This window comes from Streptomyces sp. NPDC018019 (assembly GCF_044327805.1).
Taxonomy (GTDB): Bacteria; Actinomycetota; Actinomycetes; order Streptomycetales; family Streptomycetaceae; genus Streptomyces.
In genome coordinates this window covers 52961-77099 of the sequence record NZ_JBIRGD010000014.1, presented here as the reverse complement: position 1 = coordinate 77099, position 24139 = coordinate 52961, and the positions used below count along the sequence as shown (strand labels likewise).

The window sequence follows — 24139 nt, the reverse complement described above, 5'->3', positions numbered from 1 at the left end:
TGGCCGCCGGCCGCGGGGCCTCCCTTGACAACAAAGGCCCCACGCACCTTACTTATCTCTGCATTATGCAGCTGACAACGATGTCACCGTCGTGGAAATGTCGCCTTCGTTGAGAGGTACGCGTGCGGCCCAGACACCGGCACAGATCCCTGCCCGGCACGGCCCGTCCCGTCGCGCTCGCGGTGGCGGCCCTGCTCGTCCTGACGGCGCACGCCCCCGCCGTCGCCTCCCCGCCCGGAAAGCCCCCGGAAGCGCAGCGGTTCAGTTCCTCCTTCGAGGCCGGTGATCCGCTGCCCGCCTGGCAGGACACCGTCGAGACCGGGCCGGACGGCGCCGGGAAGGCCGCCGGAGTGGGCCCGGAAGGCGGCGGTCCGGGCGCCGGCATGAGCAGCCACCCCGATTCCGGCCCCACCGCCTCCCCCACCGCGAAGACGAACGCCGGCTTCAGCGGGCTGCGGGCCCTGCGGTACGCGGGCACCCACACCGCGGCCGGCCGCGGCCACTCGTACAACAAGGTCTTCGACGTCGACCTGCCCGTCACCGCCGCCACCTCGCTGTCGTACAAGGTCTTCCCCGAGATGGCCGCCACCGACCTGGGCTACCCGGCCACCCACGTCGCGCTCGACCTGGCGTTCACCGACGGCACGTACCTCAGCGACCTGGGCGCCACCGACCAGAACGGCGCCCCCCTCACCCCGCGCGGCCAGGCCGCCGCCAAGACGCTCTACGTCAACCAGTGGAACCACCGGCAGTCGCGCATCGGGGCCGTCGCCGCGGGCAAGACCGTCGACCGCATCCTGGTGGCGTACGACTCCCCCGCCGCGCCGCGGACCACCCCGGCCTTCCGCGGCTGGGTGGACGACATCACGCTCGGCCCCGAGGCCCGGCAGCAGCCGCCCGCCCACCTCTCCGACTACGTGGCGACCACCCGCGGTACGCACTCCAGCGGCAGCTTCTCGCGCGGCAACACCTTCCCGGCCACCGCGGTGCCGCACGGCTTCAACTTCTGGACGCCGGTGACCAACGCGGGCTCCACCGACTGGCTGTACGAGTACGCACGCAGGAACAACGCCGCCAACCTGCCCACGCTCCAGGCGTTCGCCGCCAGTCACGAGCCGAGCCCCTGGATGGGCGACCGGCAGACCTTCCAGGTGATGCCGTCCACCGCCGCCGGCACCCCGGACGCCGGCCGGGCCGCCCGCGCCCTGCCCTTCCACCACGCCAACGAGACCGCGAAGCCGCACCACTACGGCGTGACCTTCGACAACGGTCTCAGGGCGGACATCGCGCCGACGGACCACGCGGCGCTGATGCGCTTCACCTTCCCCGGCGACGACGCGAACCTGATCTTCGACAACGTCAACAACAACGGCGGCCTCACCCTGGACGCCGAGCGGGGTGTCGTCACCGGCTTCTCGGACGTCCGCAGCAGCCTGTCCGTCGGTGCCACCCGGCTGTTCGTGTACGGCGTGCTCGACGCGCCGGTCACCGCGGGCGGCAGGCTGAGCGGCGGCGGTGGCCCGGACGTCACGGGCTACCTGAAGCTGCGGCCCGGCGCGGACCGTACGGTCACCCTGCGCATCGCGACTTCCCTGATCGGCGTCGAGCAGGCGCGCGCGAACCTGGAGCGGGAGATTCCGGCGGGCGAGTCCTTCGCGCGGGTCCGGGACCGCGCCCGGGCCCAGTGGGACGGCATCCTCGGCCGGATCGAGGTCGAGGGCGCGAGCCGGGACCGCCTCGTCACGCTCTACTCCAGCCTCTACCGGCTCTACCTCTACCCCAACTCCGGTCACGAGCGGGTGGGCGCACGCACCCGGTACGCGAGTCCGTTCTCGCCGCGGACCGGCCCGGACACCCCGACGCGCACCGGCTCGAAGATCGTCGACGGCGAGGTCTACGTCAACAACGGCTTCTGGGACACCTACCGCACCACCTGGCCCGCCTATTCCCTGCTCACGCCGGAGCAGGCGGGGAAGATGGTCGACGGTTTCGTCCAGCAGTACAAGGACGGCGGCTGGATCTCCCGGTGGTCCTCCCCCGGTTACGCGGATCTGATGACCGGTACGAGTTCGGACGTGGCGTTCGCCGACGCCTATGTGAAGGGTGTGCAATTCGACGCCGTCGCGGCCTACGAAGCGGCGGTGAAGAACGCCACCGTCGTCCCGCCCAGCCCCGGTGTCGGCCGTAAGGGCATGGCCACCTCGCCGTTCCGCGGTTATACGAGCACGGACACCAGGGAAGGCATGTCCTGGGCACTGGAGGGTTACCTCAACGATTACGGCATCGCCCGCATGGGACAGGCGCTGTACGAGAAGACGAAGAAGCCGCGCTACAAGGAAGAGTCCGCCTACTTCCTCAACCGCGCCCGCGACTACGTCAAGCACTTCGACGCCAAGGTGGGTTTCTTCCAGGGCCGGGACGCGGCCGGTAACTGGCGGCTGCCCCCGGACCGGTTCGATCCGCGTGTCTGGGGCCACGACTACACCGAGACCAACGCCTGGACCTTCGCCTTCACCGCACCGCAGGACACCCGGGGCCTGGCCAACCTCTACGGCGGCCGGGCGGGCCTGGCGAAGAAGCTCGACGCGTACTTCGCCACCCCGGAAACCGCCGCGAAGGAATTCGCCGGCTCGTACGGCGGTGTCATCCACGAGATGACCGAGGCGCGGGACACGCGGATGGGCATGTACGGGCACAGCAACCAGCCGTCGCACCACATCGCGTACGCCTATGACGCGGCCGGGCAGCCCTGGAAGACGCAGGAGAAGGTCCGCGAGGTCCTCTCCCGCCTCTACCTGGGCAGCGAGATCGGCCAGGGATATCCCGGCGACGAGGACAATGGCGAGATGTCCGCGTGGTACGTCTTCAGCGCGCTCGGTTTCTATCCGCTGGTGATGGGCGCGCCCGAATACGCGGTGGGCTCGCCGCTGTTCACCAAGGCCACCGTCCATTTGGAGAACGGACGCGATCTGGTCGTGAAGGCGCCGCGCAACAATGCGCGCAATGTGTATGTACAAGGGCTGCGGGTCAACGGAAAGCCGTGGAATTCCACCGCGCTGCCGCACGCCCTGCTCGCCCGCGGCGGCACACTGGAATTCGCGATGGGTCCGCGCCCGTCCTCCTGGGGCACGGGCGAGAACGCGGCACCGTCGTCCATCACCCGCGACGACCGGATCCCGGCGCCGGACGGCGACCTGACCGCGCCGGACGGCAGCCCACTGCTGGACGACACGTCGGACACCGCGGCGTCCTTCACTTCTCTCCCGGTCACCGTCCCGTCGGCGGCGCGGGTCTCCTCGTACACCCTCACCTCGGCGGCGAAGGCCGACGCACCCGCTGCCTGGGTGCTGGAGGGCCTGGACCACCGCGGGACGTGGCGGACGGTCCACCGGCGGACGGACGAGTCCTTCGGCTGGGACCGACAAACCCGGGTATTCACCGTGAAATCCCCCGGAGATTACGCCCGTTACCGTTTGACCCCGGCAAACCGGGCCACGTTGGCGGAGTTCGAGCTGATCGGCCGGAAACAGGCGGTTCCTGGGGCCGATTGATCAGACCATCCGTAAACCAGTTGACATGTGAAGGCCTTGTGCAAAGATCCTGATCATCACGTGACGCACCCCAATGGGGGTGCGTCACGCCTCATCACCTGTCAAATGGAGATTTACGTGGCCAAACTTCCCGGCCGTAAGCGTGGGCGCGCCCTGTCGCGTCTGGCTGTCGCGGCGGTCGCCGCCGCCCTGGTCGGCACCAGTGCCTCCGCGGCGTCGGCCGCCGCTCCGGCGCCGGTCCCCGCTCCGGTGAAGAACCTCGGCAAGCTGGCGCAGGCGGCGCCGAAGGCCGGCGCCGGGGCCAAGTCCCGCGCCACGGCCCGTGCCGCCCAGAGCGCCACCCCCGTGTTCGGTCTCTTCGGGATCGAGCGCTCCTCCGGCTTCCTGTACCAGTACGTCCTGGACGGCAACGGCGGGCTCGACGACCGGATGTTCGTCACGTCCGACTGGGACCTGTTCAAGGCCGCGTCCCCGGTCGACAACAACGACGACGGCGACCGCGACGGCATGTGGGCCTGGGACAACGCCGGCAACCTGTACTTCAACTCGCAGACCGAGAACCGTACGGTCGGCGGCGGCTGGAACATGTACAACAAGGTGCTGTCGCCGGGCAACATCGGCGGCGCCGGCGCGTACGACATCATCGCCCGCGACAACTCGGGCGTGCTGTGGGCCTACCTCGGCTACGAGAACGGCCAGGTCTCCTCGCGGGTCAAGGTCGGCGGCGGCTGGAACGCCTACACCCAGATCTCCGGCAAGGGCGACCTGACCGGTGACGGCCGGGCCGACATCGTGGCCCGGGACTCCGCGGGCGTGCTGTGGCTCTACCAGGGCACCGGCGACTACAAGGCGCCGTTCGCCCCGCGCGTCAAGATCGGCGCGGGCTGGAACGCGTACAACGCCCTGGTCTCCACCGGTGACGTGGACCTGGACGGCCGCGCGGACCTGATCGCCCGTGGCACCGACGGCACGCTGTGGCTCTACCGGGGCACCGGCAACGCGTCGGCTCCCTTCGAGCCGCGCAAGCAGATCGGGTTCGGCTACAACATCTACAGCTGGATGTTCTAGTCCTCGGGACACCGGTGACCGGGAGACATCCGTCGTCCGCGGGCCGGTGAGGTGATGGTGCGGCGCGTCCCTGCGGGGCCGCGCCGCACTGCTGTGTCCGGGCACGACAGCGCTGACGTGGGCACACGGAAACGGGTATACGGAAAAGGGCCGCACCCCCGACCGGGGATGCGGCCCTCACGCTCGGCCCGCCCTCGCGGAGCGGGCCCGTCCGTTACTTACGGATCAGCGAGCGCAGCACGTACTGCATGATGCCGCCGTTGCGGTAGTAGTCCGCCTCGCCGGGGGTGTCGATGCGCACCTTGGCGTCGAACTCGACGTCGCCTGCCTTGACCTTGACGGTCTCCGGGATGCCGCCGTCGTTGAGGGCCGTGACACCGGTGATGTCGAAGGTCTCCTCGCCGGTCAGGCCCAGGGACTGCGCCGAGGCGCCCTCGGGGAACTGGAGCGGCAGCACGCCCATGCCGATCAGGTTCGAGCGGTGGATGCGCTCGTAGGACTCGGCGATGACGGCCTTGACGCCGAGCAGCGCGGTGCCCTTGGCCGCCCAGTCGCGGGACGAGCCGGAGCCGTACTCCTTGCCGGCCAGGATGACCAGCGGGATGCCGGCCGCCTGGTAGTTCTGCGACGCGTCGTAGATGAAGGAGACCGGGCCGTCCTCCTGCGTGAAGTCACGCGTGAAGCCGCCCTCGGTGCCCGGCGCGATCTGGTTGCGCAGGCGGATGTTGGCGAACGTGCCGCGGATCATGACCTCGTGGTTACCGCGGCGCGAGCCGTAGGAGTTGAAGTCGCGGCGCTCGACGCCGTGCTCCGTGAGGTACTGGCCGGCCGGGGTGTCGGCCTTGATCGCACCGGCCGGGGAGATGTGGTCGGTGGTGACCGAGTCGCCCAGCTTGGCCAGGACGCGGGCGCCCCGGACGTCGGAGACCGGCGTGGTCTCCATCGTCATGCCCTCGAAGTACGGGGGCTTGCGGACGTAGGTGGACTGCGGGTCCCACTCGAAGGTGTTGCCGGTCGGGATCGGCAGCGCCTGCCACTGCGCGTCGCCCGCGAAGACGTCCTCGTACGACTTGGAGAACATGTCCTCGCCGATGGCGTTGGCCACGACGTCGTTGACCTCGGCCTCGGAGGGCCAGATGTCCTTGAGGTAGACCGGGTTGCCGTCCTGGTCGGTGCCGAGCGCCTCGGTGGTGATGTCCACCTTCATGGAGCCGGCGATGGCGTACGCGACGACCAGCGGCGGGGACGCCAGGTAGTTCATCTTGACGTCGGGGTTGATCCGGCCCTCGAAGTTGCGGTTGCCGGAGAGCACCGAGGTGACCGCGAGGTCGTTCTCGTTGATCGCCTTCGAGATCTCCTCGTCCAGCGGACCGGAGTTGCCGATGCAGGTGGTGCAGCCGTAGCCGACCAGGTTGAAGCCCAGCTTGTCCAGGTAGGGCGTCAGGTTCGCCTTGTCGAAGTAGTCGGTGACGACCTTCGAGCCGGGGGCGAGGGTGGTCTTGACCCACGGCTTGCGGGACAGGCCCTTCTCGACCGCCTTCTTGGCCACCAGCGCGGCGGCGACCATGACGTAGGGGTTCGAGGTGTTGGTGCAGGAGGTGATCGCGGCGACCGTGACGGCGCCGTGGTCGATTTCGAACACCGAACCGTCGGCGGCGGTGACCTGGGTCGGCTTGGTGGGCGTGCCGTTGGAGACCGCGGGGGCGTCGGAGGCCGGGAAGGACTCCTTGCCCGCCTCGTCGAGGTCCGCCTCGCTGACGTAGTTGCGCACGTCGTGGGCGAACTGCTGGGCGGCCTCGGCCAGGATGATGCGGTCCTGCGGGCGCTTCGGACCGGCGATCGACGGGACGACCGTGGAGAGGTCCAGCTCCAGCTTCTCGGAGAAGTCCGGCTCGGCGGCCGGGTCCAGCCACAGGCCCTGCTCCTTGGCGTACGCCTCGACCAGGGCGACCTGCTGCTCGGAGCGGCCGGTCAGCTTCAGGTAGTTCAGCGTCTCGTCGTCGATCGGGAAGATCGCGGCGGTGGAGCCGAACTCCGGCGACATGTTGCCGATGGTGGCGCGGTTGGCGAGCGAGGTGGCGGCGACGCCCTCGCCGTAGAACTCGACGAACTTGCCGACGACACCGTGCTTGCGCAGCATCTCGGTGATGGTCAGCACCAGGTCGGTGGCGGTGGTGCCGGGCTTGAGCTCACCGGTCAGCTTGAAGCCGACGACGCGCGGGATGAGCATGGAGACCGGCTGGCCCAGCATCGCGGCCTCGGCCTCGATGCCGCCGACGCCCCAGCCCAGCACGCCCAGGCCGTTGACCATGGTGGTGTGCGAGTCGGTGCCGACGAGGGTGTCGGGGTACGCCTGGCCGTTGCGCGTCATGACCGTACGGGCCAGGTGCTCGATGTTGACCTGGTGGACGATGCCGGTGCCGGGCGGGACGACCTTGAACTCGTCGAAGGCGGTCTGGCCCCAGCGCAGGAACTGGTAGCGCTCCTTGTTGCGGCCGTACTCCAGCTCCACGTTCTGCTGGAAGGCGTTGGCGGTGCCGAACTTGTCGGCGATGACGGAGTGGTCGATGACCAGCTCGGCCGGGGCCAGCGGGTTGATCTTCGCCGGGTCGCCGCCCAGCTCCTTGACGGCCTCACGCATGGTGGCGAGGTCCACGACGCACGGCACACCGGTGAAGTCCTGCATGATCACGCGGGCCGGCGTGAACTGGATCTCCTGGCTCGGCTGCGCCTGGGAGTCCCAGCCGCCCAGCGCACGGATGTGGTCGGCGGTGATGTTCGCGCCGTCCTCGGTGCGGAGCAGGTTCTCCAGCAGCACCTTCAGGCTGTAGGGCAGACGGGCGGAGCCCTCGACCTTGTCCAGCCTGAAGATCTCGTACGACTCGTCGCCCACCTGCAGCGTGCTGCGGGCGTCGAAGCTGTTCGCCGACACGACAGTCTCCTTCAATGCATGATTCGCGCGTACCACCGCAATCCTGCCGTCACAGATCCTTGCCGATCAGCTAAGGTAAGGCTAAGTTAGGCAAGCCTTACTAGCGCGGCAGCGGTACGCCTCCCGGCAGATATCTCGATGTCGAGATAACTCTAGTACATCCCTGCCGCGCGGTCATGCGCGCCCGGCTGATCTCTCGCGGTGAAGGCCGGGCGTTTCTCAGCGGAGGCCGGTGACCGGGGTGTCCTGCCCCAGGCCCCGGCGGATCGCGATTTCCACGGGTGAGTACGCGCCGTCGGCCCGTTCCAGTTCGTACGGCGCGGCCGGCAGCAGCGGTGGCTGGGCCATGAAGCGCGGTCGCCCCCCGTGGTGCGGTTGCGCCGCGTGCACCAGGAACGGGTGGCACAGGAAGACGTCGCCCGGGGACCCGGTGGCGAGGGCGAGCGGCCGGTGGTCGGACGCGGCCACCAGATCGGGGGCGAGGGCCGGCCCGCTCGCCCCGCCCTCCCCGTACTGCTCCAGCACCCTCGGCGCGTCGAGGTGTGAGCCGACCCGGATCCGGGTCGGGGCATCCTCCTCACCGACCTCGCTGAACAGGAACAGCATCAGCAGCGCCCGGCCCCGGGAGCGCAGATTGGTGAAGTACCAGCTCTCGCCCTCCGGCAGATAGCTCCCCTCGATGTGCCAGCCCGCGTCGTCCGGCTCCTCCGCGTGCGGGAAGCGCAACGGGAACGTGCCCAGCGAATAGCGCGGCTCCCAGCGCCCCTCGCCGACGAGCAGGTCGTACGCGCGGTGGAGGGCCGGGGAGTTGGGAGCGGCGGCGAACGGCCCCTGCGCCATGCCGGCCACCCAGTGCACGGGCCGCGTCCACGTCGCGGGATCGTCCGGGTCGCAGCCCGTCTCCCGCCACAGCAGACGCGCGCAGTCCGCGGCCACGCGCGGCGCGACGGCGCCCTCCAACTTCACGAAGCCGTCGCGGAGGAAGCGGGATACCAAGGTCGTGTCGTCCATGCCCCTATCGTGCGGCGGCGCCGGTCGGGTCACCCGACATTCCCCGCACCGCCTTTGTCGGGCGTGCGCCGAGCCCCTTCCGCCCCCTCCCGTACGCGCGCAGAGGCCCCGCCGGCCATGCGGAAAGGGCTGCTCTGAGTGCGCGTACTCAGGTGTGCCGGGACTCCGGCTGACAGGCTTCGCGCCATGAGCGGTGACAGACGGGCGCTGACGGCCCTGCATCTTCTTCTGGTCTGGGCGCTGATGGCGGCCGTGGTGCCGGTGTTCGGCTTCGGGCTGGTGGTGTCGGCCTGGGACGGCGGGACCGGTGCGACGGTGCCGGTCGCCGTGTTGGGCGCGGCGCTGGTGCTGGGCCTGCTGACCCTGGCGGGCGTACCGGCGCGGACCGTGGTGCCGCTGTGCGGCTCCACATGGCAGCGGCTGGGCTGGGCGGTACTGGTCTTCGTCCTCGGCACGCTCGGCGTCCTGGCCGGCCTGGCCGCCTACAACGAGGGCGTCGGCCTGGGAAGCGCCGGCGTCCGGATCGCGCTCACGGGGGTGCCGTACGCCGTGGCGGCGGCGATCTTCGTGCCGAACCGGTGGGTGCGGCTGGGGGCCCTGGCCGCACTGGCCGCCGGGGTGGCCTACGGGGGATTCATCGGCCCGGCGCAGGCGCGGCAGCACCAGCACGAGGAGGAGGTCGCGCGGTACCGGGAGCACCCGGAGCTGCTGTACCTGGGCGCCGCACCGCCTGGCATGGAGATCTCCCGCGCCGAGGCCGGCCCCGCCTCCTTCACCGTCGACTACCGCCCCACCGGGGACAAGCCCGGGTACGCGAGCCTCACGGTACGCCCGCCGCTCACGCGGACGCCCCGGTGTCCCGAACCCGCCGAGAAGGGCGAATCCTGCACGGTGGGCGCGCACGGCGACACGGTCACGGTCCGCGACTTCCCTCACGCGGTCACCCTCACCCGCCGCCTGCAAAACGCGGAAGCCGAGATCACCAGCCAGACCCTCGACGAACCCGCACTGCGTCGCCTCCTGGACTCCCTCCACCCACTGTCGGACACCGAACTGGAGACGCTGATACGGGAGAAGGCGATCAGCCACCGGCTCTGAGCCGCGCTTGCTCCGCTGCCGAGTCCCCTTTCCGAGCTCGACTTCGGGACCACTCCTGACGCTCTGCGCCCCCGCCCCCGAACACCCCACATCGACCACGGGTTAGGTTAGGCTAACCTTTGCCGCGTGAAGGTCGGTGAAGAACTCCCCGCAGCCGCGCAGCCCCGCGGCCACACTCTCGCCGCCACGGATGTCACCGTGGCGTACGACGGTGTCGATGTCGTGCATGAGGCGTCCCTCCAGCTCGCGCCCGGGCAGGTGACCGTCCTGGTCGGGCCGAACGGCAGCGGGAAGTCGACGCTGTTGCGGACCATGGCGCGGTTGCAGCCGGCGCGGCGTGCGCGGCTGACCCTCGACGGCGGGACGGACGGTTTCGCGCTGACGCCCCGCGCGTTCTCGCGGCGGGTGGCGCTGCTGCCGCAGGGGCGGCCCACGCCCAGCGGGCTGACCGTGCGGGATGTCGTCGAGTTCGGGCGGTACCCGTACCGGGGGCGCTGGGGCCGGGCCGACCCGGGCGGGCGCGCGGCGGTGGACCGGGCGCTCGGGATGACCGGGATCACCGACCTGGCCGAGCGGGGTGCCGAGCACCTTTCCGGCGGTCAGCTGCAACGGGTGTGGCTCGCGGGTTGCCTCGCGCAGGAGACCGGCGTCCTGCTGCTGGACGAGCCGACGACCTACCTCGACCTGCGGTACCAGGTGGAACTGCTGGACCTGGTACGGGACTTGGCGGACGACCACGGGATCGCCGTCGGGGTGGTGCTGCACGACCTGGACCAGGCGGCGGCCGTGGCCGACCGTATCGTACTGCTCCGGAAGGGACGGGTGATCGCCGACGGAACCCCCGAGGAGGTCCTCACCCCGGAGCGGCTGACGGACACGTACGGCATCCGCATCGAGGTCTCCACCGACCCGCTGACCGGGCGGCTGCGCACCCGCGCACTCGGCCGGTACCACGCCCGACGGGCGTCGGACGGCCACCCGGCGCAGGACGGCAAGGCGCCGGACGCCCGTACGCGGGACGGCAAGGCCCAGGACACCACTACGCAGGACGGCAAGGCCCAGGACGCCCGTCCGCAGGACAGCACCACCCAGGACATCAAGCAGGACGCGCGCGCCGCGCACAGTGAAAGGCTCAGTGCCACCTCATGAGACGACTCCTCCTCACCGCCGCCGCGGCCACCGCCGCCGCGCTCGCCCTGAGCGCCTGCGGTACGACCGAGCCCGCCGCCGGCCGGTCGGACAAGTCCGCCGGGCGCATCACGCTCACCGGCGCCTCCGGTACGAAGGTGGAGCTGGACGGGCCCGCCAAGAAGGTCGTCGGTACCGAGTGGAACGTCGTGGAACACCTGGTCTCGCTGGGTGTCGCGCCGGTCGGCGTCGCCGACGTCAAGGGGTACAGGTCCTGGGACAAGGCCGTACCGCTGAAGAACGAGCCGAAGGACATCGGCACGCGCGGCGAGCCGAGCATGGACTCCGTCGCCGCGTTGGCGCCCGACCTCATCGTCGCCACCAGTGACCTGCCCAAGGCCGCCCTCACCCAGCTGCGGAAGATCGCCCCGGTGCTGGACCTGAAGGCCGCCGACGCCGCCGACCCGATCGGGCGGATGACCGAGGACCTGGACTTGATCGCCAAGGCCACCGGCACCACCGAGCGGGCCGGCACGCTCAAGAAGGGCTTCGAGGCGAAGCTCGCGGAGGGCAGGCGGCAGCTGGAGAAGGCCGGGCGCAAGGGCACGGAGTTCGCCTTCGCCGACGGCTATGTGACCGGCAGCCAGGTGTCCGTCCGGCCGTACACCAGCGGCTCCCTGGTGGGCGCGGTGAACGAGCGGCTCGGGCTGAAGAACCCCTGGACGATGAAGGGCGACCCGGGCTACGGCCTCGGCAAGACCGACGTCGAGGGGCTGACCAAGCTCGGTGACGTCGAGTTCGCGTACATCGGCAGCGACGAGGACAAGAGCAGCAATCCGTTCACCGGGGCGCTCGCCGACAACGCGGTGTGGAAGTCGCTGCCGTTCGTGAAGGCGGGCAAGGTGCACCGGCTGCCCGACGGTGTGTGGATGTTCGGCGGCACCGGGTCGATGGAGTCGTACGTCGACTCCGTCGTCGCCGCGCTGAAGAAGTGATGACGGGGCGCGCGTAGACATCATGGCCGTCACCACCACCGCTCCCCCCGCCCCCACCACGGCGGCGGCATCCCGGAGAGGCGGCGCGACCGTGGTGACGGCCGCGCTCGTCCTGCTGATCGCCGCCCTCGCGCTCGTCGACGTCGCACAGGGCACCTCCGGCGCCGGCGCGGCGGAGGTGTGGAAGGCGCTCACCGGGCAGGCCGACCCGGCGGACGCCTCCGTCGTCGTCGCCTCACGGCTGCCGCGGGTGGCCGCCGGGCTGCTCGTCGGGGCGGTGCTCGGCATGGCGGGCGCCGCCCTCCAGGCCGTCAGCCGCAATGTGCTCGCCGCGCCCGACACCCTCGCGGTCAACGCCGGTTCGTACCTTTCGCTCGGGCTGGTCGCCACGACCGGTGTCTCGCTGCCGCTGCTCGCCTCCTCCGGCGTCGCCTTCCTCGGCGGCCTGGCGGCCGCGGCCGTCGTCCTCGGGCTGTCCGGCCTGGGCGCCGGAACCGTACGGCTGGTGCTGGCGGGCAGCGCCCTGACCCTCGGCCTCACCTCCGTCACGGAGGGACTGCTGCTGCTGTTCCCCGAGCGGACGGAAGGGCTGTACGCCTGGAATCAGGGCAGCATCGCGCAGAACGGTTTCGGCGGGGTGCTGTGGATGCTGCCGCTCGCCGTCGTCGGACTGGTGGGGCTGCTGTCGGCCGCCCGCCGGGTCGATGCGCTGTCGCTCGGCGACGACGCCGCGCGGGGGCTGGGCGTACCGGTGCGGGCCACCCGGGTGACCACCGTCGTCCTGGCCGCGCTGCTGTCCGCCGCGGCCGTCACCCTCGCCGGGCCGATCGGCTTCGTCGGGCTGTGCGCCCCGGCCGTCGTACGCCTGCTGGCGCGCCGCTACCGCGGCTTCTCCCGGATGCGCGCGAACGTGACGCGGTCCGCGCTGACCGGTGCGGCGCTGGTGCTCGGCTCGGACGTCGCCCTGCGCGCGCTGGTGCCGGCCGACGTGGCGGTGGCCGTGCCCACCGGTGTGGTGACGAGCCTGGTCGGCGCCGTCTTCCTGGTGGTGCTGGCGACCAGGGGCCGGGACACCGGTACGGCCGCGGCACCCGACCGGCTGCGCATCCGCAGCCGGGCCGTCTTCCTGGCGGTGGCCGGGGTGCTGGTGGCGGTGCTGATCGCGGTGACCGTCGCCTCGGTCCTGCTCGGCGATTCCGTGCTGCTCCTCGGCGACGTCATGAACTGGGCGCAGGGCAGGGCGGGACGGGCCGTCTCGTTCGTCCTCGACACCCGGGTGCCGCGGGTCCTGGCCGCCCTCCTCGCGGGCGCCGCCCTCGCCCTGGCCGGCACGCTGGTCCAGGCGGTGACCCGCAATCCGCTCGCCGAGCCGGGCGTCATGGGCGTCTCCGGCGGCGCCGCGCTGGGCGCGGTGATCCTGGTGACGACCGTGCCCGAGGCCGGTCCCCTGGGCCTCGCCGCCGCTGCCTTCTCGGGCGCCGCCCTCGCCAGTGCCCTCGTCTTCGGGCTGTCGGCGCGCGGCGGGTTCCGGCAGAACCGCCTGGTCCTGGTCGGCATGGGCACCGCCACCGCGAGCGCCGCCCTGATCAGCCTGTTCATCGTCCTCACCGACCCGTTCAACGCCACCAAGGCTCTGACCTGGCTGTCGGGTTCGACGTACGGGCGCACGCTGCCCGACCTCGTGCCGCTCGCCGTCGTCCTCGTGGCGGGGGCCGCCGTGGCGGTGGCGCGCCGCACCGAGCTCGACCTCGTGGCCCTCGACGAGGACACCCCGCGGCTGCTGGGCCTGGGGGTGCCCCGGGCGCGCCTCGGATTCCTGGCGCTGGGCGTTCTGCTGAGCGCGTCCGCCGTCGCCGCCGCCGGCACCATCGCCTTCGTCGGCCTCGTCGCCCCGCACGCCGCCCGGGCCCTGGTGGGCCGTCAGCACGTACGGGTGGTGCCGGTGGCGGTGCTGCTGGGCGCGGTGCTGGTGGGTACGGCGGACGTGGTGGGCCGGACGGTGATCGCCCCGGCGCAGCTCGGAGCAGGGCTGCTCACGGCGGTCATCGGGACGCCGTACTTCCTCTGGCTGCTGGTACGGAGCCGCGGGGCGGCGCGGTAGGGCACCCGGGGACCTGCTGGCCGAACACCGGGGCCGCTGGGAGCTCCTCACCGTGGATTCCCCAAACTTCCTCATTGCACCTTCTCATAGGGAAGTTTAGGGTACGTTCGTGAACGATCGCCTCTACTCCGTGGAACAGGTCGCCGAGCGCCTGGGCCTGCACGTCCGCACCGTCCGCAACTACGTGCGGGACGGCCGCCTCGCCGCGGTCCGCATCGGCAAGCAGTACCGGATCGCGCACGAGGACCTCGAAGCCTTCACCGGCCGCCCGGTCCCCTCGGCCGGGCCCGGGGGCCCGGCCGAGGGGAAGCGGCACAGCGAGGTGTCGAGCATCGTGGAGATCGACGCGGTCGACCGCCGGACCGCCGACCGGCTGTCCACTCTCCTGACCAGCTCGGCCGCCCACCGCGGCCCGGGCGACCGGCCCCTGCGGATCGAGACGGCGTACGCCCCGGAGCGGGCCCGGATGAAGGTCATCATCATCGGCGGCCCGGGCGACACCGCCCAGTTGCTCGCTTACCTGGAGGGGGTGCTCGACTCATGAGCACGATCTACAAGTCCATGTCCGGTGCGCGGGAAATCCAGCGGCGCTACGAGGAGGCACTGGACGGCTGGCCCGTCCCCGCCGAGCGGATACGGGTCCCGACCCGCGAGGGCGAGACCTTCGTCATCGCCTCCGGACCGCCGGACGCTCCGCCCGTGGTCCTGCTGCACGGCGCAGGCGCGAACGCGACGATGTGGCAGGGCGACATCGCCACCTGGTCGCGGCACTTCCGTACGTACGCCGTCGACGTCATCGGCGAACCCGGTCTGAGCGCGCCGTCCCGCCCTCCGCTGGCCTCGGACGCGTACGCGCTGTGGCTCGACGACGTACTGGACGGGCTGGGGATCGCGGCCGCCTCGGTCGTCGCCGCCTCCCTCGGCGGCTGGCTGGCCCTGGACTACGCCGTCCGCCGTCCGCACCGGGTGACCCGCCTGGCCCTGCTGTGCCCCGGCGGCCTGGGGAAGCAGCGGATCGGCCTGCTCTTCAAGACCCTGCTGCTGCGCCCGTTCGGGCGCCGGGGCATGCGCCGGTCGGCACGCGCCGCGACAGGTCTGGACTCCCCGTCGGCCGGTCCCGTGCTGGATCAGGTGGTCCTGACCTTCACGCATTTCAAGCCGCGTACCGAGCAGCTGCCGGTCTTCCCCGATGACGCGCTGCGCGGCCTGGACGTCCCGGTCCTGCTGATCGCCGGCACCCGCGACGCCATGTTCGACACGGCCGGCACCGCCCGGCGCGTACGCGCCTGCGTCCCGCACGCGACCGTGCGGATCCTGCCCGGAGTGGGCCACGCGATCTTCGGGCAGACCGATACGGTCCTGGAATTCCTGCGGGAGTGAAGGCCCGGCCCCACCTCACTCTGCCCCCGCATCCTTACCCCACCGACAGCCCACTCCGCACCATGGCCACCACCTCCTCGTCGGTGAGGCCGAGGGTGCGGGCCTCGGTGACGAGTTGGCCCACGCGTTCGGTGAGGCGGGCGCGGGCCGGGGTGGCCTGGCCGGTGACGACGGCGCCGCGGCCGCGGCGGAGGTCGATGAGGCCCTCGTCCTTCAGACGCTGGTAGCCGCGCAGCACGGTGTGGACGTTGACGCCCAGGGACTCGGCGACCGCGCGGGCCGCGGGCAGACGTTCGCCGGGGCGTACGGAGCCGTCGGCGAGGGCGCCGCGTACCGAGGCGGCGATCTGGTCGCCGAGCGGGACCGGGGAGGCGTGGTCGACGCGGAACAGCACCTCAGGCCCCCTGCTCCGGGCCGGACCCGGGGCCGTGCGCCCGGTCGCGGAGGGCGTTGAGGAGGGCGGCGGCGGTGGCCGCGTCGTCGACGGTCACCACGAAGACGCGGCCGTGGGCCAGCCGCAGCGCCAGCGCCTCGCCGCGGCGCAGCACGATGCCGCTGCGCCCGGACCGCAGGCGGTAGCCCCAGCCGCCGAAGTCGCCCAGCGGGCTGATCTGCTGGACGCCCGCCTCCGCTATCCGGGCCAGCGGGATGTGCAGGCGCGGGCGGGGGACGAGGGACGAGGCGACGGTCAGGCCGCGACGGTCCGCGGTGACCCGTACGCCCGCGAACGCCACGCAGATCAGGGCACCGAAGGCGAGGCCCGCGGCACCGACCCAGTTCACGGCGAGACCGACGACCACTCCGGCGGCGAGGAGTCCCGGGCCGAGGGCGACCAGGGCGGGCGAGGCGACGGTCCGCGACCAGCCGGCGGTCTCGTCGGCACCGAGGTCCAGCGGCGGGGCCGCGGGCGCCGGTCCGGCCGCCTTGTCCGCCCGTATGCGGTCGCGGCCGGCACACAGCCTGCCCACCACCGCGGCGAGGGCCGCCACGCCGAGGGCCGGGCCCAGGTGCGACATGGGCAGGCGGACCGTCGCCGCGTCACCCGTCTCCGCGTTCTCCAGCAGCGTCAGGACACCCATACAGCCGTACAGCCCCGCCAGTCCGTAGCCGGTGGCGATGACCCAGCGCAGGGCCCCCTCGACCGCGTCGCGCAGCACCAGTACGCCGATGACGGCGCCGAAGACGACGGGCAGGCCGAGCGCGAACGTGAGGAAATCTGCGGCGGTGGCGAAGTCGTCGCTGGTGCCGTCGGCGGCGAAGTGCACGGCCAGCGGTTCGGGAAGCCGGTCCCGTACCGCCCCGAAGACCGCGGCGACGGCCGCGACGGCGACGAGGAACGGCAGTACGGCGATCAACGCCCGCCAAGGACGGGTCGCGGGTGGCCCGGCGGCGGGGCCGGCATGTGCGGTGTTCACGGCGTTCATCAGCACCTCCCCTTACTTGTTCGCATAGTAGTAGAACAAGCAGGACACGACCATTGCACCCCTCCCGATTACTCGCAGATCTCATATCTGAGATACCGTCTTCCTCATGGCAGACGACTACCTCGTACGCATCGGCAGGCTCATCCGCGACGCACGTCAGCACCGAGGCTGGACGCAGACGCAGCTCGCGGACGCGCTCGGTACGAGCCAGAGCGCGGTCAACCGCATCGAACGCGGCAACCAGAACATCAGCCTTGAGATGATCGCGCGGATCGGCGAGGCCCTGGACAGTGAAATCGTCTCGCTCGGGTACGCGGGACCCATGCATCTGCGCGTCGTCGGCGGCCGGCGCCTGTCGGGCAGCATCGACGTCAAGACGAGCAAGAACGCGTGCGTGGCCCTGCTGTGCGCCACGCTCCTCAACGCGGGCCGCACCACCCTGCGCCGGGTGGCCCGGATCGAGGAGGTCTACCGGATCCTGGAGGTGCTGGGCAGCATCGGCGTCCGCACCCGCTGGATCAACGACGGCAACGACCTGGAGATCGTGCCGCCGGCCGAGCTGGACCTGGACGCCATGGACACGGAGGCGGCGCGCCGCACCCGCAGCGTCATCATGTTCCTCGGTCCGCTGCTGCACCGCATGGACCACTTCAAGATCCCGTACGCGGGCGGCTGCGACCTCGGTACCCGCACGATCACGCCGCACATGACGGCGCTGCGCCACTTCGGTCTGGAGATCACCGCGACGGAGGGCACCTACCACGCCGACGTGGACCGGTCCGTGGCCCCCAAGCGCGCGATCGTCCTGACCGAGCGCGGCGACACCGTCACCGAGAACGCGTTGCTGGCCGCGGCCCGCCACGACGGCGTCACCGTCATCCGCAACGCGTCCTCCAACTACATGGTCCAGGACCTGTGCTTCTTCCTGGAGGAGCTGGGCGTACGGGTCGAGGGCGTCGGCACCACCACGCTGACCGTGCACGGCGTCGCGCACATCGACCGCGACGTGGACTACGCGCCGTCCGAGGACCCGGTCGAGGCGATGAGCCTGCTGGCGGCCGCCGTCGTCACCGAGTCCGAACTGACCATCCGCCGCGTCCCGGTGGAGTTCCTGGAGATCGAACTCGCCGTCCTGGAGGAGATGGGCCTCAACCACGAGCGCAGCGCGGAGTACGCCGCCGACAACGGCCGCACCCGCCTCATCGACCTGACGGTCCGCCCCTCCAAGCTCCAGGCCCCCCTGGACAAGATCCACCCCATGCCCTTCCCGGGCCTGAACATCGACAACGTCCCGTTCTTCGCGGCGATCGCGGCCAGTGCCCAGGGCCAGACCCTGATCCACGACTGGGTCTACGACAACCGCGCGATCTACCTCACCGACCTCAACCGCCTCGGCGCCCAGGTCAAACTGCTGGACCCGCACCGGGTACTGATCGACGGCCCGACCCGCTGGCGCGCGGCGGAAATGATGTGCCCCCCGGCCCTGCGCCCCGCGGTGGTCATCCTGCTCGCCATGATGGCCGCCGAAGGCACCTCCGTCCTGCGCAACGTCTATGTCATCAACCGGGGTTACGAGGACCTGGCGGAACGGCTGAACTCGATCGGGGCGCAGATCGAGATCTTCCGGGACATCTGATGTTGTGACGCCGCCGCCCCCTTCCTGACCTGCACGAACGCGGGTCTGGAGGGGGTGCGGCGGCACCTCTGGGATTTCTCTGGGACTTTGGGCCGGGATCGGCTGTTCCCGGCCGCCCGGGCTACAGCTACGCGAAGACCGCGTCGATGGCGGCACTGCCTCGTGCCCCCGCACGGGGCAGAAAGTGCGCGTACTTCCGGAGCGTGAAACCAGGGTCGGAGTGGCCGAGCCACTGGGCCAAGGAGACGACCGACTCGCCCGCCTCCAACTGCTCGGAGGCGTAGAAGTGGCGCAGGGCATGGTAACCGTGCTCCCGGGAGGGCTCCCAGACTCGGGATCCGTCCGGCGCGCTCTCCTCCAGCGGGGCGATCACGCCGGCCTCGGCCAGGGCGGGTTTCCACACGTAGGAGTTGAAGTAGTTCCGGTTGATCGCCTTGCGCTCGCGACCGGTCACCAGGAGGTTGTACGTCCTGGGCCGACGGTGCTTGGCCTCTACCGAGGTCTGCGGAGGGCTCGGGTCGTCCCACGGCATCGTGACCGGCACCGGCGCGAAGAGTGCCATGTGCTGCCGCAGGGACTTGGCCACGCTTGAGGGCAGGGGTACATCGCGGACCTTGCGGCCCTTGGGGAGCGCAAAGCACAGCTTCGTCCGCACCATCTTCACTTGGCGCCGGATGTGCACGACCTCCTCGTCAAAGCCGATGTCCTCCACCGCCAGACCAAACGCCTCCCCTTGTCGAAGGCCGAGTCCCGCGCCGATCTCGACAAGGACGCGATAGCGCTCCGCCAGGACTGCCCGGACGGACAGCACGCGTTCCGGCGGCCATGCCTCGACCCGGCCCGGTGCGGCTGCCGGCGGGCGGACCGTACTTGCGCGGCATGGATTGCGTGCGAGACGCCGGTCTTCGACCGCAGCCTGCAGAACGCTGGACAGTGTCGCCCAGACGAGACGGATGGAGGTGGGGCCCAACTCCTTCTCCAATCGCTTCTTCCAGCTCCGCAGCGCTTCGGTGCCAACACTGTTGAGCGGCAGAACACCGAGGTGCGGGACGATATGTCGCCGAACCCGCTGCTCGATGCGCTCAAGGGTGGACGGGTCACCGCTTTGCGTGGGCCACCAGTGGGTCGCGATGTAGTCCTTCAGGAGAATGGCTCCATCCCGAGGATCGACGAACTCGCCTCTCCGTGCATCGGTCTGGGCCTGGGCGAGCCAGCTCTTGGCGTCCTGGAGGGCATCGAAGGAGCGGTCCCTGATGCCGGGGATGCCCTTGACGCGGTAGCGGGTGCACTTGCCGTACAGGGTCGTGCGTTCGCGCTTGCCGGTCGTTGGGTTGGGGCGTTTCTTGAGCCACCGGTCCTCTATGTAGCCGGCCAGGTCGGACTCCTTGGTGTAGTGAACGAAGGTGGCGTTCTCTGACGCGTGGAGCGTCAGGCACTGGTGAGACGGGTGGTCCGCTTCTGATGAGGAGCGAGTAGCGGGTTGAGGGCCGCGTTGGAGCGCGAGTCGGCCTGCTCCTGCTCGCGGACCCAGGCGTCGAGGGATTCCCGTCGGTACATGACGCGGCCGCGTGGGCCCATGCGAAAGCTCGGGGGCCCCTGTCGGCGGTGGCGCCAGACGTAGAGGGTGTGGGGTGAGAGGCCGAGGTAGTCGGCGGCGTCCTTCACGGTCAGGAAGGCCGTGCGTACGGCACCTGGGGTAGCAGTGGCGGTAAGCGAAGTTCGGGCAGACATGGGTGCTTCTCTATGAGTGACGGCAGGAAGCGGGCCCGGGTGGGCGGAGCAGCAGTTCTCCATCCACCCGTTGCCCGGTGGTGGTGCAGGAAGGAAACGCGGGACGAGTCGCAGCTCGAAGCGGCGCTATGGGCGGCGCGCAGCCAGGGCGGGTTCGCTCGGCGGGCCAGGAATGCGGAAGGCAGCCTTCATCCGGTCCCAAGGGATTTCATCGGGCATCGGCTTGCGAAGGCACTGTGCGAAGCGTTCGGCAAGACGAGGAGCGCTCATTCCGGCGCACTCGGCCACCGCGAGGATGTGTGCCGCGGTCTGGTCGCCGTTGGTCAGCCATGCTGCGATGCACGTGTCACGCAGGGCCGAGATGTTCCTGCCGAGTGGAGAGTCGATTTCGTACGCTTCCAGCACCGCAGCCCGCGCCTGCTGCCAGATCTTCCGGTAGACCGGGGCGGTCAGCGCTCGCCCATCGTCGAGGACGAAGATCGCGTCGTGGGGGCGGAGATCGCGACGTGTGATCTCCTCCTTGAGGATCGCCACCAACTCCGTGCAGGCGGGAACACGTCGTATGGTGCCCGCGTCGCCGGATGCCTCCCTCCGGTGCTTCTGTTCCTGGGGGCCTATCAGCAACACACCACTGCCGTTGTCCGCAAGTTCCATGTCTCGGGCGCGTAGCGCCAGCGCCTCCTTCGGCTGCAGCGCCGCGAGCGCGAGGGACGCCAGGAAGGCTTGCAGCACACCTCCGTTCCGCGGTTGCTCGGCAGCCCAGTCCAAGATCGATGAGCACTGCCGATCGGTGAGAAGAAACAACTCGTCCTCATTAGCTGCAGCCATGAGCAGCCTCCTTAGTCTCGGGGCGGTAGACACAACCGTTCGGCCACCGCACGCATTCGCGCAACGACCGAACCTCTTCAATGATGAGGAGAAATACCGGCTTAGCTAACCGGCGATCCCGTGCTACCTTCCGCCGGTTACGGCTACGCTCTTCCGGTCCTGTTCTAAGTTCACTTGCTTCGCCGCGCTATTCCAGTCCCTCTCGGCCTCGATACTTCTGCCGTCGGCAAACCGCCCTGCCGACTACCGAAAGCGCTCGCCCCACCACAGCGCTCTCCCCGAACGGACTAAACTGCCGGAATAGAGCAGGTGCCTTCTAAGCACTTGGCCGCAGGTTCGAGTCCTGCCGGGGGCGCCACCGATCGTCGATCGGTTGCGTAACGTTTCCGCAGGTCAGCGACGCCTTTGTGGCCTTCCGGGCGAATCGGCCTTCGCCCCTCCGCAGGGGGCGGAGTCCGGCTGGCCCCGTCTGAACGCGTGCCTCTACGGGTGTCTGTCCCCCATGCGTCCCCCGGAATCATCCGGCCCGCGGCCTGTCCCCGACGGCTCGCGGGCATGCCATGAAGCGGCCTGGGCCCCACCACGGTGGGGCCCAGGCCGCTTCATGCTGCTGCCGGTACGTAGCGGATGGCGAAGATCCGTTTCAAGTAGTCGGCCTGTCGTCCACCGATGCAACGAGCGTAAATCGCGAGCAGGACCGGCACGCTGTTGCCCGCCCATGCAGCCACCTGGGCCGGCGGGATGCCCCCATTCAGCCAGGCAGTAAGACAGATGTGTCGGCAGTCATACACCCGCCTACCAGCTGGCGACTCGTACTCGTGTGGCGCAAGGACCGCTTTGCGGGCCTTGCGCCACAGTCGCCGGAAGACAGATCCGGCCAACATGCCCCCCTTCCTTTCTCCTGGGAAGAGGAGGTCGGCCGGGCGCAGCTTGTGACGCTTGATGACCGCGCGCAGCAGTGAGACAAGATCAGGATGGATCGGTACCGTACGCGTGTCGCCGTCAGCTCGGCCCTTCAGGTAGCGCTGTTCGTGGGGGTCCCCCGTGTCGGTCCACTGACTGCCGACCTCCGGCTGAGCTTGGTGCACCACGAACTCGCCCCACATGAGTTCGCCGTCCTCGTCCAATGCCCCGGGCGGCGGGAGGTAGGCGTCAGCGACGCGCAAAGCGACGGCCTCCTCGGGACGAAGGCCGGCGTAACAGAGCGTTGCGAAGAACGCCTGGTAGACGGCTCCGTGGCGCGGTCGGTTACCGATCCAGTCGAGAAGCGCGGTTACCTGCTGCTGATTCAGTAGCACGCGCTTGTCGATGGCCTGGGCCGCCTTCGGGGCACCACCACCCTTGCCCTTCCCCTTGGGCAGCGGATTCGTCCGAAGGATGCCGCGCCGGACGGCATCCTCCATGACCAGGTTCATGACCCGCCGGTTTCGGGACACGGAGCTAGCCGCCGCCGCGGTGCCGTCCAGCCGCGTTCCGAGGGCAGTGATCACTGCGTCGACCTTCTCGGTCTTCTCCCAAGCGGACATCGGCAGGGTGTTCCGCTGAACCCAGTCCAGGACAACTCGGACGTCGTCCGGGATGGGCTCTCGCGGATTGTTCCGCCGCTTGGCGTTGAAGGCCCACTCACGCAGTGCCGTACGGACGCGAACCGCATCGAACTGCTTCGCTGGGGTCCGAAGCAGGGCGATGGTCACCGTGGTCATCACCTTGGCGACAGTCTTACGATTATTCCCCGAGGCATGTGGCCAGACCTGGTCGACGAAGCCGACAGCGAAGTCATACCAATTGGTCTCCGCAGCCTTGCTAGCATGCGAGATCGGCAGACCGGTATCCAGGTTGAAGGGGTCACCACGCTTGACTGCGGTCAGGAGCTCAGAGCGGCGGGCATCCGCTAGCGCTTTAGTGCCGTACGTCTTGCTATGTTTCTTGGTGCCGACCTTCCAAACAACTTTGTATGTATAGCCGTTCGCTCGTTCACGCCGCTCGATGTTGTAGACCCGAACGTCAAACGTGCTATCTATCAAAAACTATCCTCGCAATCAGTAAGCCAATTTTCAAGGTCGTCACGGCGCACCCGCAGGGCTCCGTTGGGCAGTCGAATACAGCGAGGCGCCCGCCCCTTTTGCCGCCAGTCATAGAACGTTGACCGGGCGACCTGCAGCTCAGCGCACACTTCATCTACCGTCAGCTTCTGCACCGACCGCGTAGCTACCGCCACGAGACCACCTGCGCCTGACCGTGCTGCGCGAACCCCGGGGATTCGTCCAGAAGCTGCTGACCGGGCGGGAAAATGGCAGGGGGCCTTACATATCGGCACACGGGGCGAGAATCCTTACGAATCAGCGCGCTGGGCGACTACAGAACGGACAGCACCGGTGCGTCCCCGCTCATTCAGCGACGAACCCACTTCATGGCGCTATTCACTGCATTCGCGACGGCTCCACCGCCAAGCGCAACCGAGCGCGGACACCAACAATTCTGCCGCCCATCCCCGGTTTGGCTAACCGGGGGTTAGCTGCTATGTATCACCCAGCCCGACCGTTGCGTCAGTTCGGCTGCGTTGCAGCTAAGCGGCTGACCGCTCAGGACATAGCACCGGCCAGCACATGCTCGAAAGCGCGTCGTTTACGGCTTCATCAAACTTGCCGGGCGTAAAGCGACACAGAGGGGGAAGCGCCGAAGAATAGGCAGAGTTGAAGCAGGTGACTCGAAATGCAGCATTCGGGTAGGGGTTCCTTGGGGCAGGGCTCGACGAGAAGACAGCACAGCACAGAGATGCTGGCACCGGAGCGCTCAGCGCAGACTTTAAATCTGCGCTGACCTACTGTTTTTCGGCATGCTTATACGTTGACATGCCACCAAGGAAGGTTCCAGCCCCCTGGGCCTCTTTCTCGTCTGCCGTGAGCGAATGCCACCCAAGCGCAAGTGCACAGACTCGTCGGCAAGAGCCGTTTCGAAGCAAGCCAGTCTCGAATACCGAAAGCAAGCTGCGCGATGACGAGTCACTCGAATCGCTTTCGGTCGGGTGGCCGGAGAGAGCACTACCACTACCAGGTGGCGACGGGGCAATTCATAGCTGTCAGGCATGGCCAGGCCCGGCACCTCGTCGTCCAGAAAATGCCTGAGCCACTTGTTATCTGAGGGCGGGCGTCCGACCGCGGCGGGGTGGAAGAGAGGACCATACAGCCGCGGGTAACGATCAAACCGGAGGCCCGCGGCGCCGCCGTCGCCGGGGAAAGAGCCTGTCGGAGCGCGC

Annotated in this window: 17 protein-coding genes and 1 pseudogene; 9 read left to right on the top strand and 9 right to left on the bottom strand. The window is 69.7% G+C overall.

All coding sequences use genetic code 11. The features are described from left to right. The first annotated feature begins 122 nt into the window (after positions 1–122). Together ACH4FX_RS23095 and ACH4FX_RS23090 are read left to right on the top strand one after the other, a co-directional pair. Positions 123–3551: a GH92 family glycosyl hydrolase gene (locus tag ACH4FX_RS23095; protein ID WP_398481780.1), complete on the top strand. Its 3429-nt coding sequence runs from the start codon at positions 123–125 to the stop codon at positions 3549–3551. Between the two features lie 117 nt (positions 3552–3668). Further along, positions 3669–4619 (top strand): FG-GAP repeat domain-containing protein, encoded by a 951-nt coding sequence (locus tag ACH4FX_RS23090; protein WP_398481778.1) that lies wholly within the window; start codon positions 3669–3671, stop codon positions 4617–4619. 214 nt (positions 4620–4833) lie between these two features. On the opposite strand, the gene acnA is transcribed toward ACH4FX_RS23090, so the two are convergent. Both acnA and ACH4FX_RS23080 read right to left on the bottom strand, forming a co-directional pair. Further along, on the bottom strand, positions 4834–7551 hold the full coding sequence (gene acnA / locus ACH4FX_RS23085; protein ID WP_398481776.1) for an aconitate hydratase AcnA: 2718 nt from the start codon (positions 7549–7551) through the stop codon (positions 4834–4836). Positions 7552–7770: 219 nt separating this feature from the next. Then, positions 7771–8562 (bottom strand): phytanoyl-CoA dioxygenase family protein, encoded by a 792-nt coding sequence (locus ACH4FX_RS23080; protein WP_398481774.1) that lies wholly within the window; start codon positions 8560–8562, stop codon positions 7771–7773. Positions 8563–8748: 186 nt separating this feature from the next. On the opposite strand from ACH4FX_RS23080, the gene ACH4FX_RS23075 reads away from it, so the two are divergent. From ACH4FX_RS23075 to ACH4FX_RS23050, 6 genes and pseudogenes are all read left to right on the top strand, one after another. Next, positions 8749–9660, top strand: a complete 912-nt coding sequence (locus ACH4FX_RS23075; RefSeq protein WP_398481772.1) for a hypothetical protein — start codon at positions 8749–8751, stop codon at positions 9658–9660. Between the two features lie 126 nt (positions 9661–9786). Beyond that, positions 9787–10620: pseudogene (locus ACH4FX_RS23070) on the top strand (ABC transporter ATP-binding protein); the annotation flags it as partial. A 185-nt stretch (positions 10621–10805) separates the two neighbouring features. Beyond that, positions 10806–11783, top strand: coding sequence for an ABC transporter substrate-binding protein (locus ACH4FX_RS23065; protein ID WP_398481770.1), 978 nt, complete (start codon positions 10806–10808; stop codon positions 11781–11783). Positions 11784–11805: 22 nt separating this feature from the next. Beyond that, positions 11806–13884: an iron ABC transporter permease gene (locus ACH4FX_RS23060; protein ID WP_398481769.1), complete on the top strand. Its 2079-nt coding sequence runs from the start codon at positions 11806–11808 to the stop codon at positions 13882–13884. 109 nt (positions 13885–13993) lie between these two features. Beyond that, entirely contained in the window at positions 13994–14428 is a 435-nt protein-coding gene (locus tag ACH4FX_RS23055) for a helix-turn-helix domain-containing protein (protein WP_398481767.1), read from the top strand. After that, positions 14425–15264 (top strand): alpha/beta fold hydrolase, encoded by an 840-nt coding sequence (locus ACH4FX_RS23050; RefSeq protein ID WP_398481765.1) that lies wholly within the window; start codon positions 14425–14427, stop codon positions 15262–15264. Before ACH4FX_RS23055 ends, ACH4FX_RS23050 begins: the two co-directional genes overlap by 4 nt. Positions 15265–15298: 34 nt before the next feature. On the opposite strand, the gene ACH4FX_RS23045 is transcribed toward ACH4FX_RS23050, so the two are convergent. Then, positions 15299–15658: a GntR family transcriptional regulator gene (locus tag ACH4FX_RS23045; RefSeq protein ID WP_398481763.1), complete on the bottom strand. Its 360-nt coding sequence runs from the start codon at positions 15656–15658 to the stop codon at positions 15299–15301. Position 15659: 1 nt separating this feature from the next. Next, positions 15660–16688 carry a DUF1648 domain-containing protein gene (locus ACH4FX_RS23040; protein WP_398481762.1) on the bottom strand — a complete coding sequence of 343 codons (1029 nt, stop codon included), beginning with the start codon at positions 16686–16688 and terminating at the stop codon, positions 15660–15662. 106 nt (positions 16689–16794) lie between these two features. On the opposite strand from ACH4FX_RS23040, the gene ACH4FX_RS23035 reads away from it, so the two are divergent. Further along, positions 16795–18324, top strand: coding sequence for a helix-turn-helix domain-containing protein (locus ACH4FX_RS23035; protein WP_398481760.1), 1530 nt, complete (start codon positions 16795–16797; stop codon positions 18322–18324). Between the two features lie 127 nt (positions 18325–18451). On the opposite strand, the gene ACH4FX_RS23030 is transcribed toward ACH4FX_RS23035, so the two are convergent. The 5 genes from ACH4FX_RS23030 to ACH4FX_RS23010 form a co-directional block, all read right to left on the bottom strand. After that, positions 18452–19135, bottom strand: a complete 684-nt coding sequence (locus ACH4FX_RS23030; RefSeq protein ID WP_398481758.1) for a tyrosine-type recombinase/integrase — start codon at positions 19133–19135, stop codon at positions 18452–18454. A 617-nt stretch (positions 19136–19752) separates the two neighbouring features. Beyond that, positions 19753–20055, bottom strand: coding sequence for a helix-turn-helix transcriptional regulator (locus ACH4FX_RS23025; protein ID WP_398481756.1), 303 nt, complete (start codon positions 20053–20055; stop codon positions 19753–19755). A 126-nt stretch (positions 20056–20181) separates the two neighbouring features. Continuing rightward, complete coding sequence (locus ACH4FX_RS23020; protein ID WP_398481754.1) at positions 20182–20883, bottom strand: hypothetical protein; 702 nt, start codon at positions 20881–20883, stop codon at positions 20182–20184. A 602-nt stretch (positions 20884–21485) separates the two neighbouring features. Next, the gene (locus ACH4FX_RS23015; protein ID WP_398481752.1) at positions 21486–22907 is read right to left on the bottom strand and encodes a tyrosine-type recombinase/integrase; all 1422 of its coding nucleotides are present in this window, start codon (positions 22905–22907) and stop codon (positions 21486–21488) included. Continuing rightward, positions 22904–23080: a helix-turn-helix transcriptional regulator gene (locus ACH4FX_RS23010; RefSeq protein ID WP_398481750.1), complete on the bottom strand. Its 177-nt coding sequence runs from the start codon at positions 23078–23080 to the stop codon at positions 22904–22906. The genes ACH4FX_RS23015 and ACH4FX_RS23010 overlap by 4 nt, the downstream gene beginning before the upstream one ends. Between the last annotated feature and the right edge of the window lie 1059 nt (positions 23081–24139).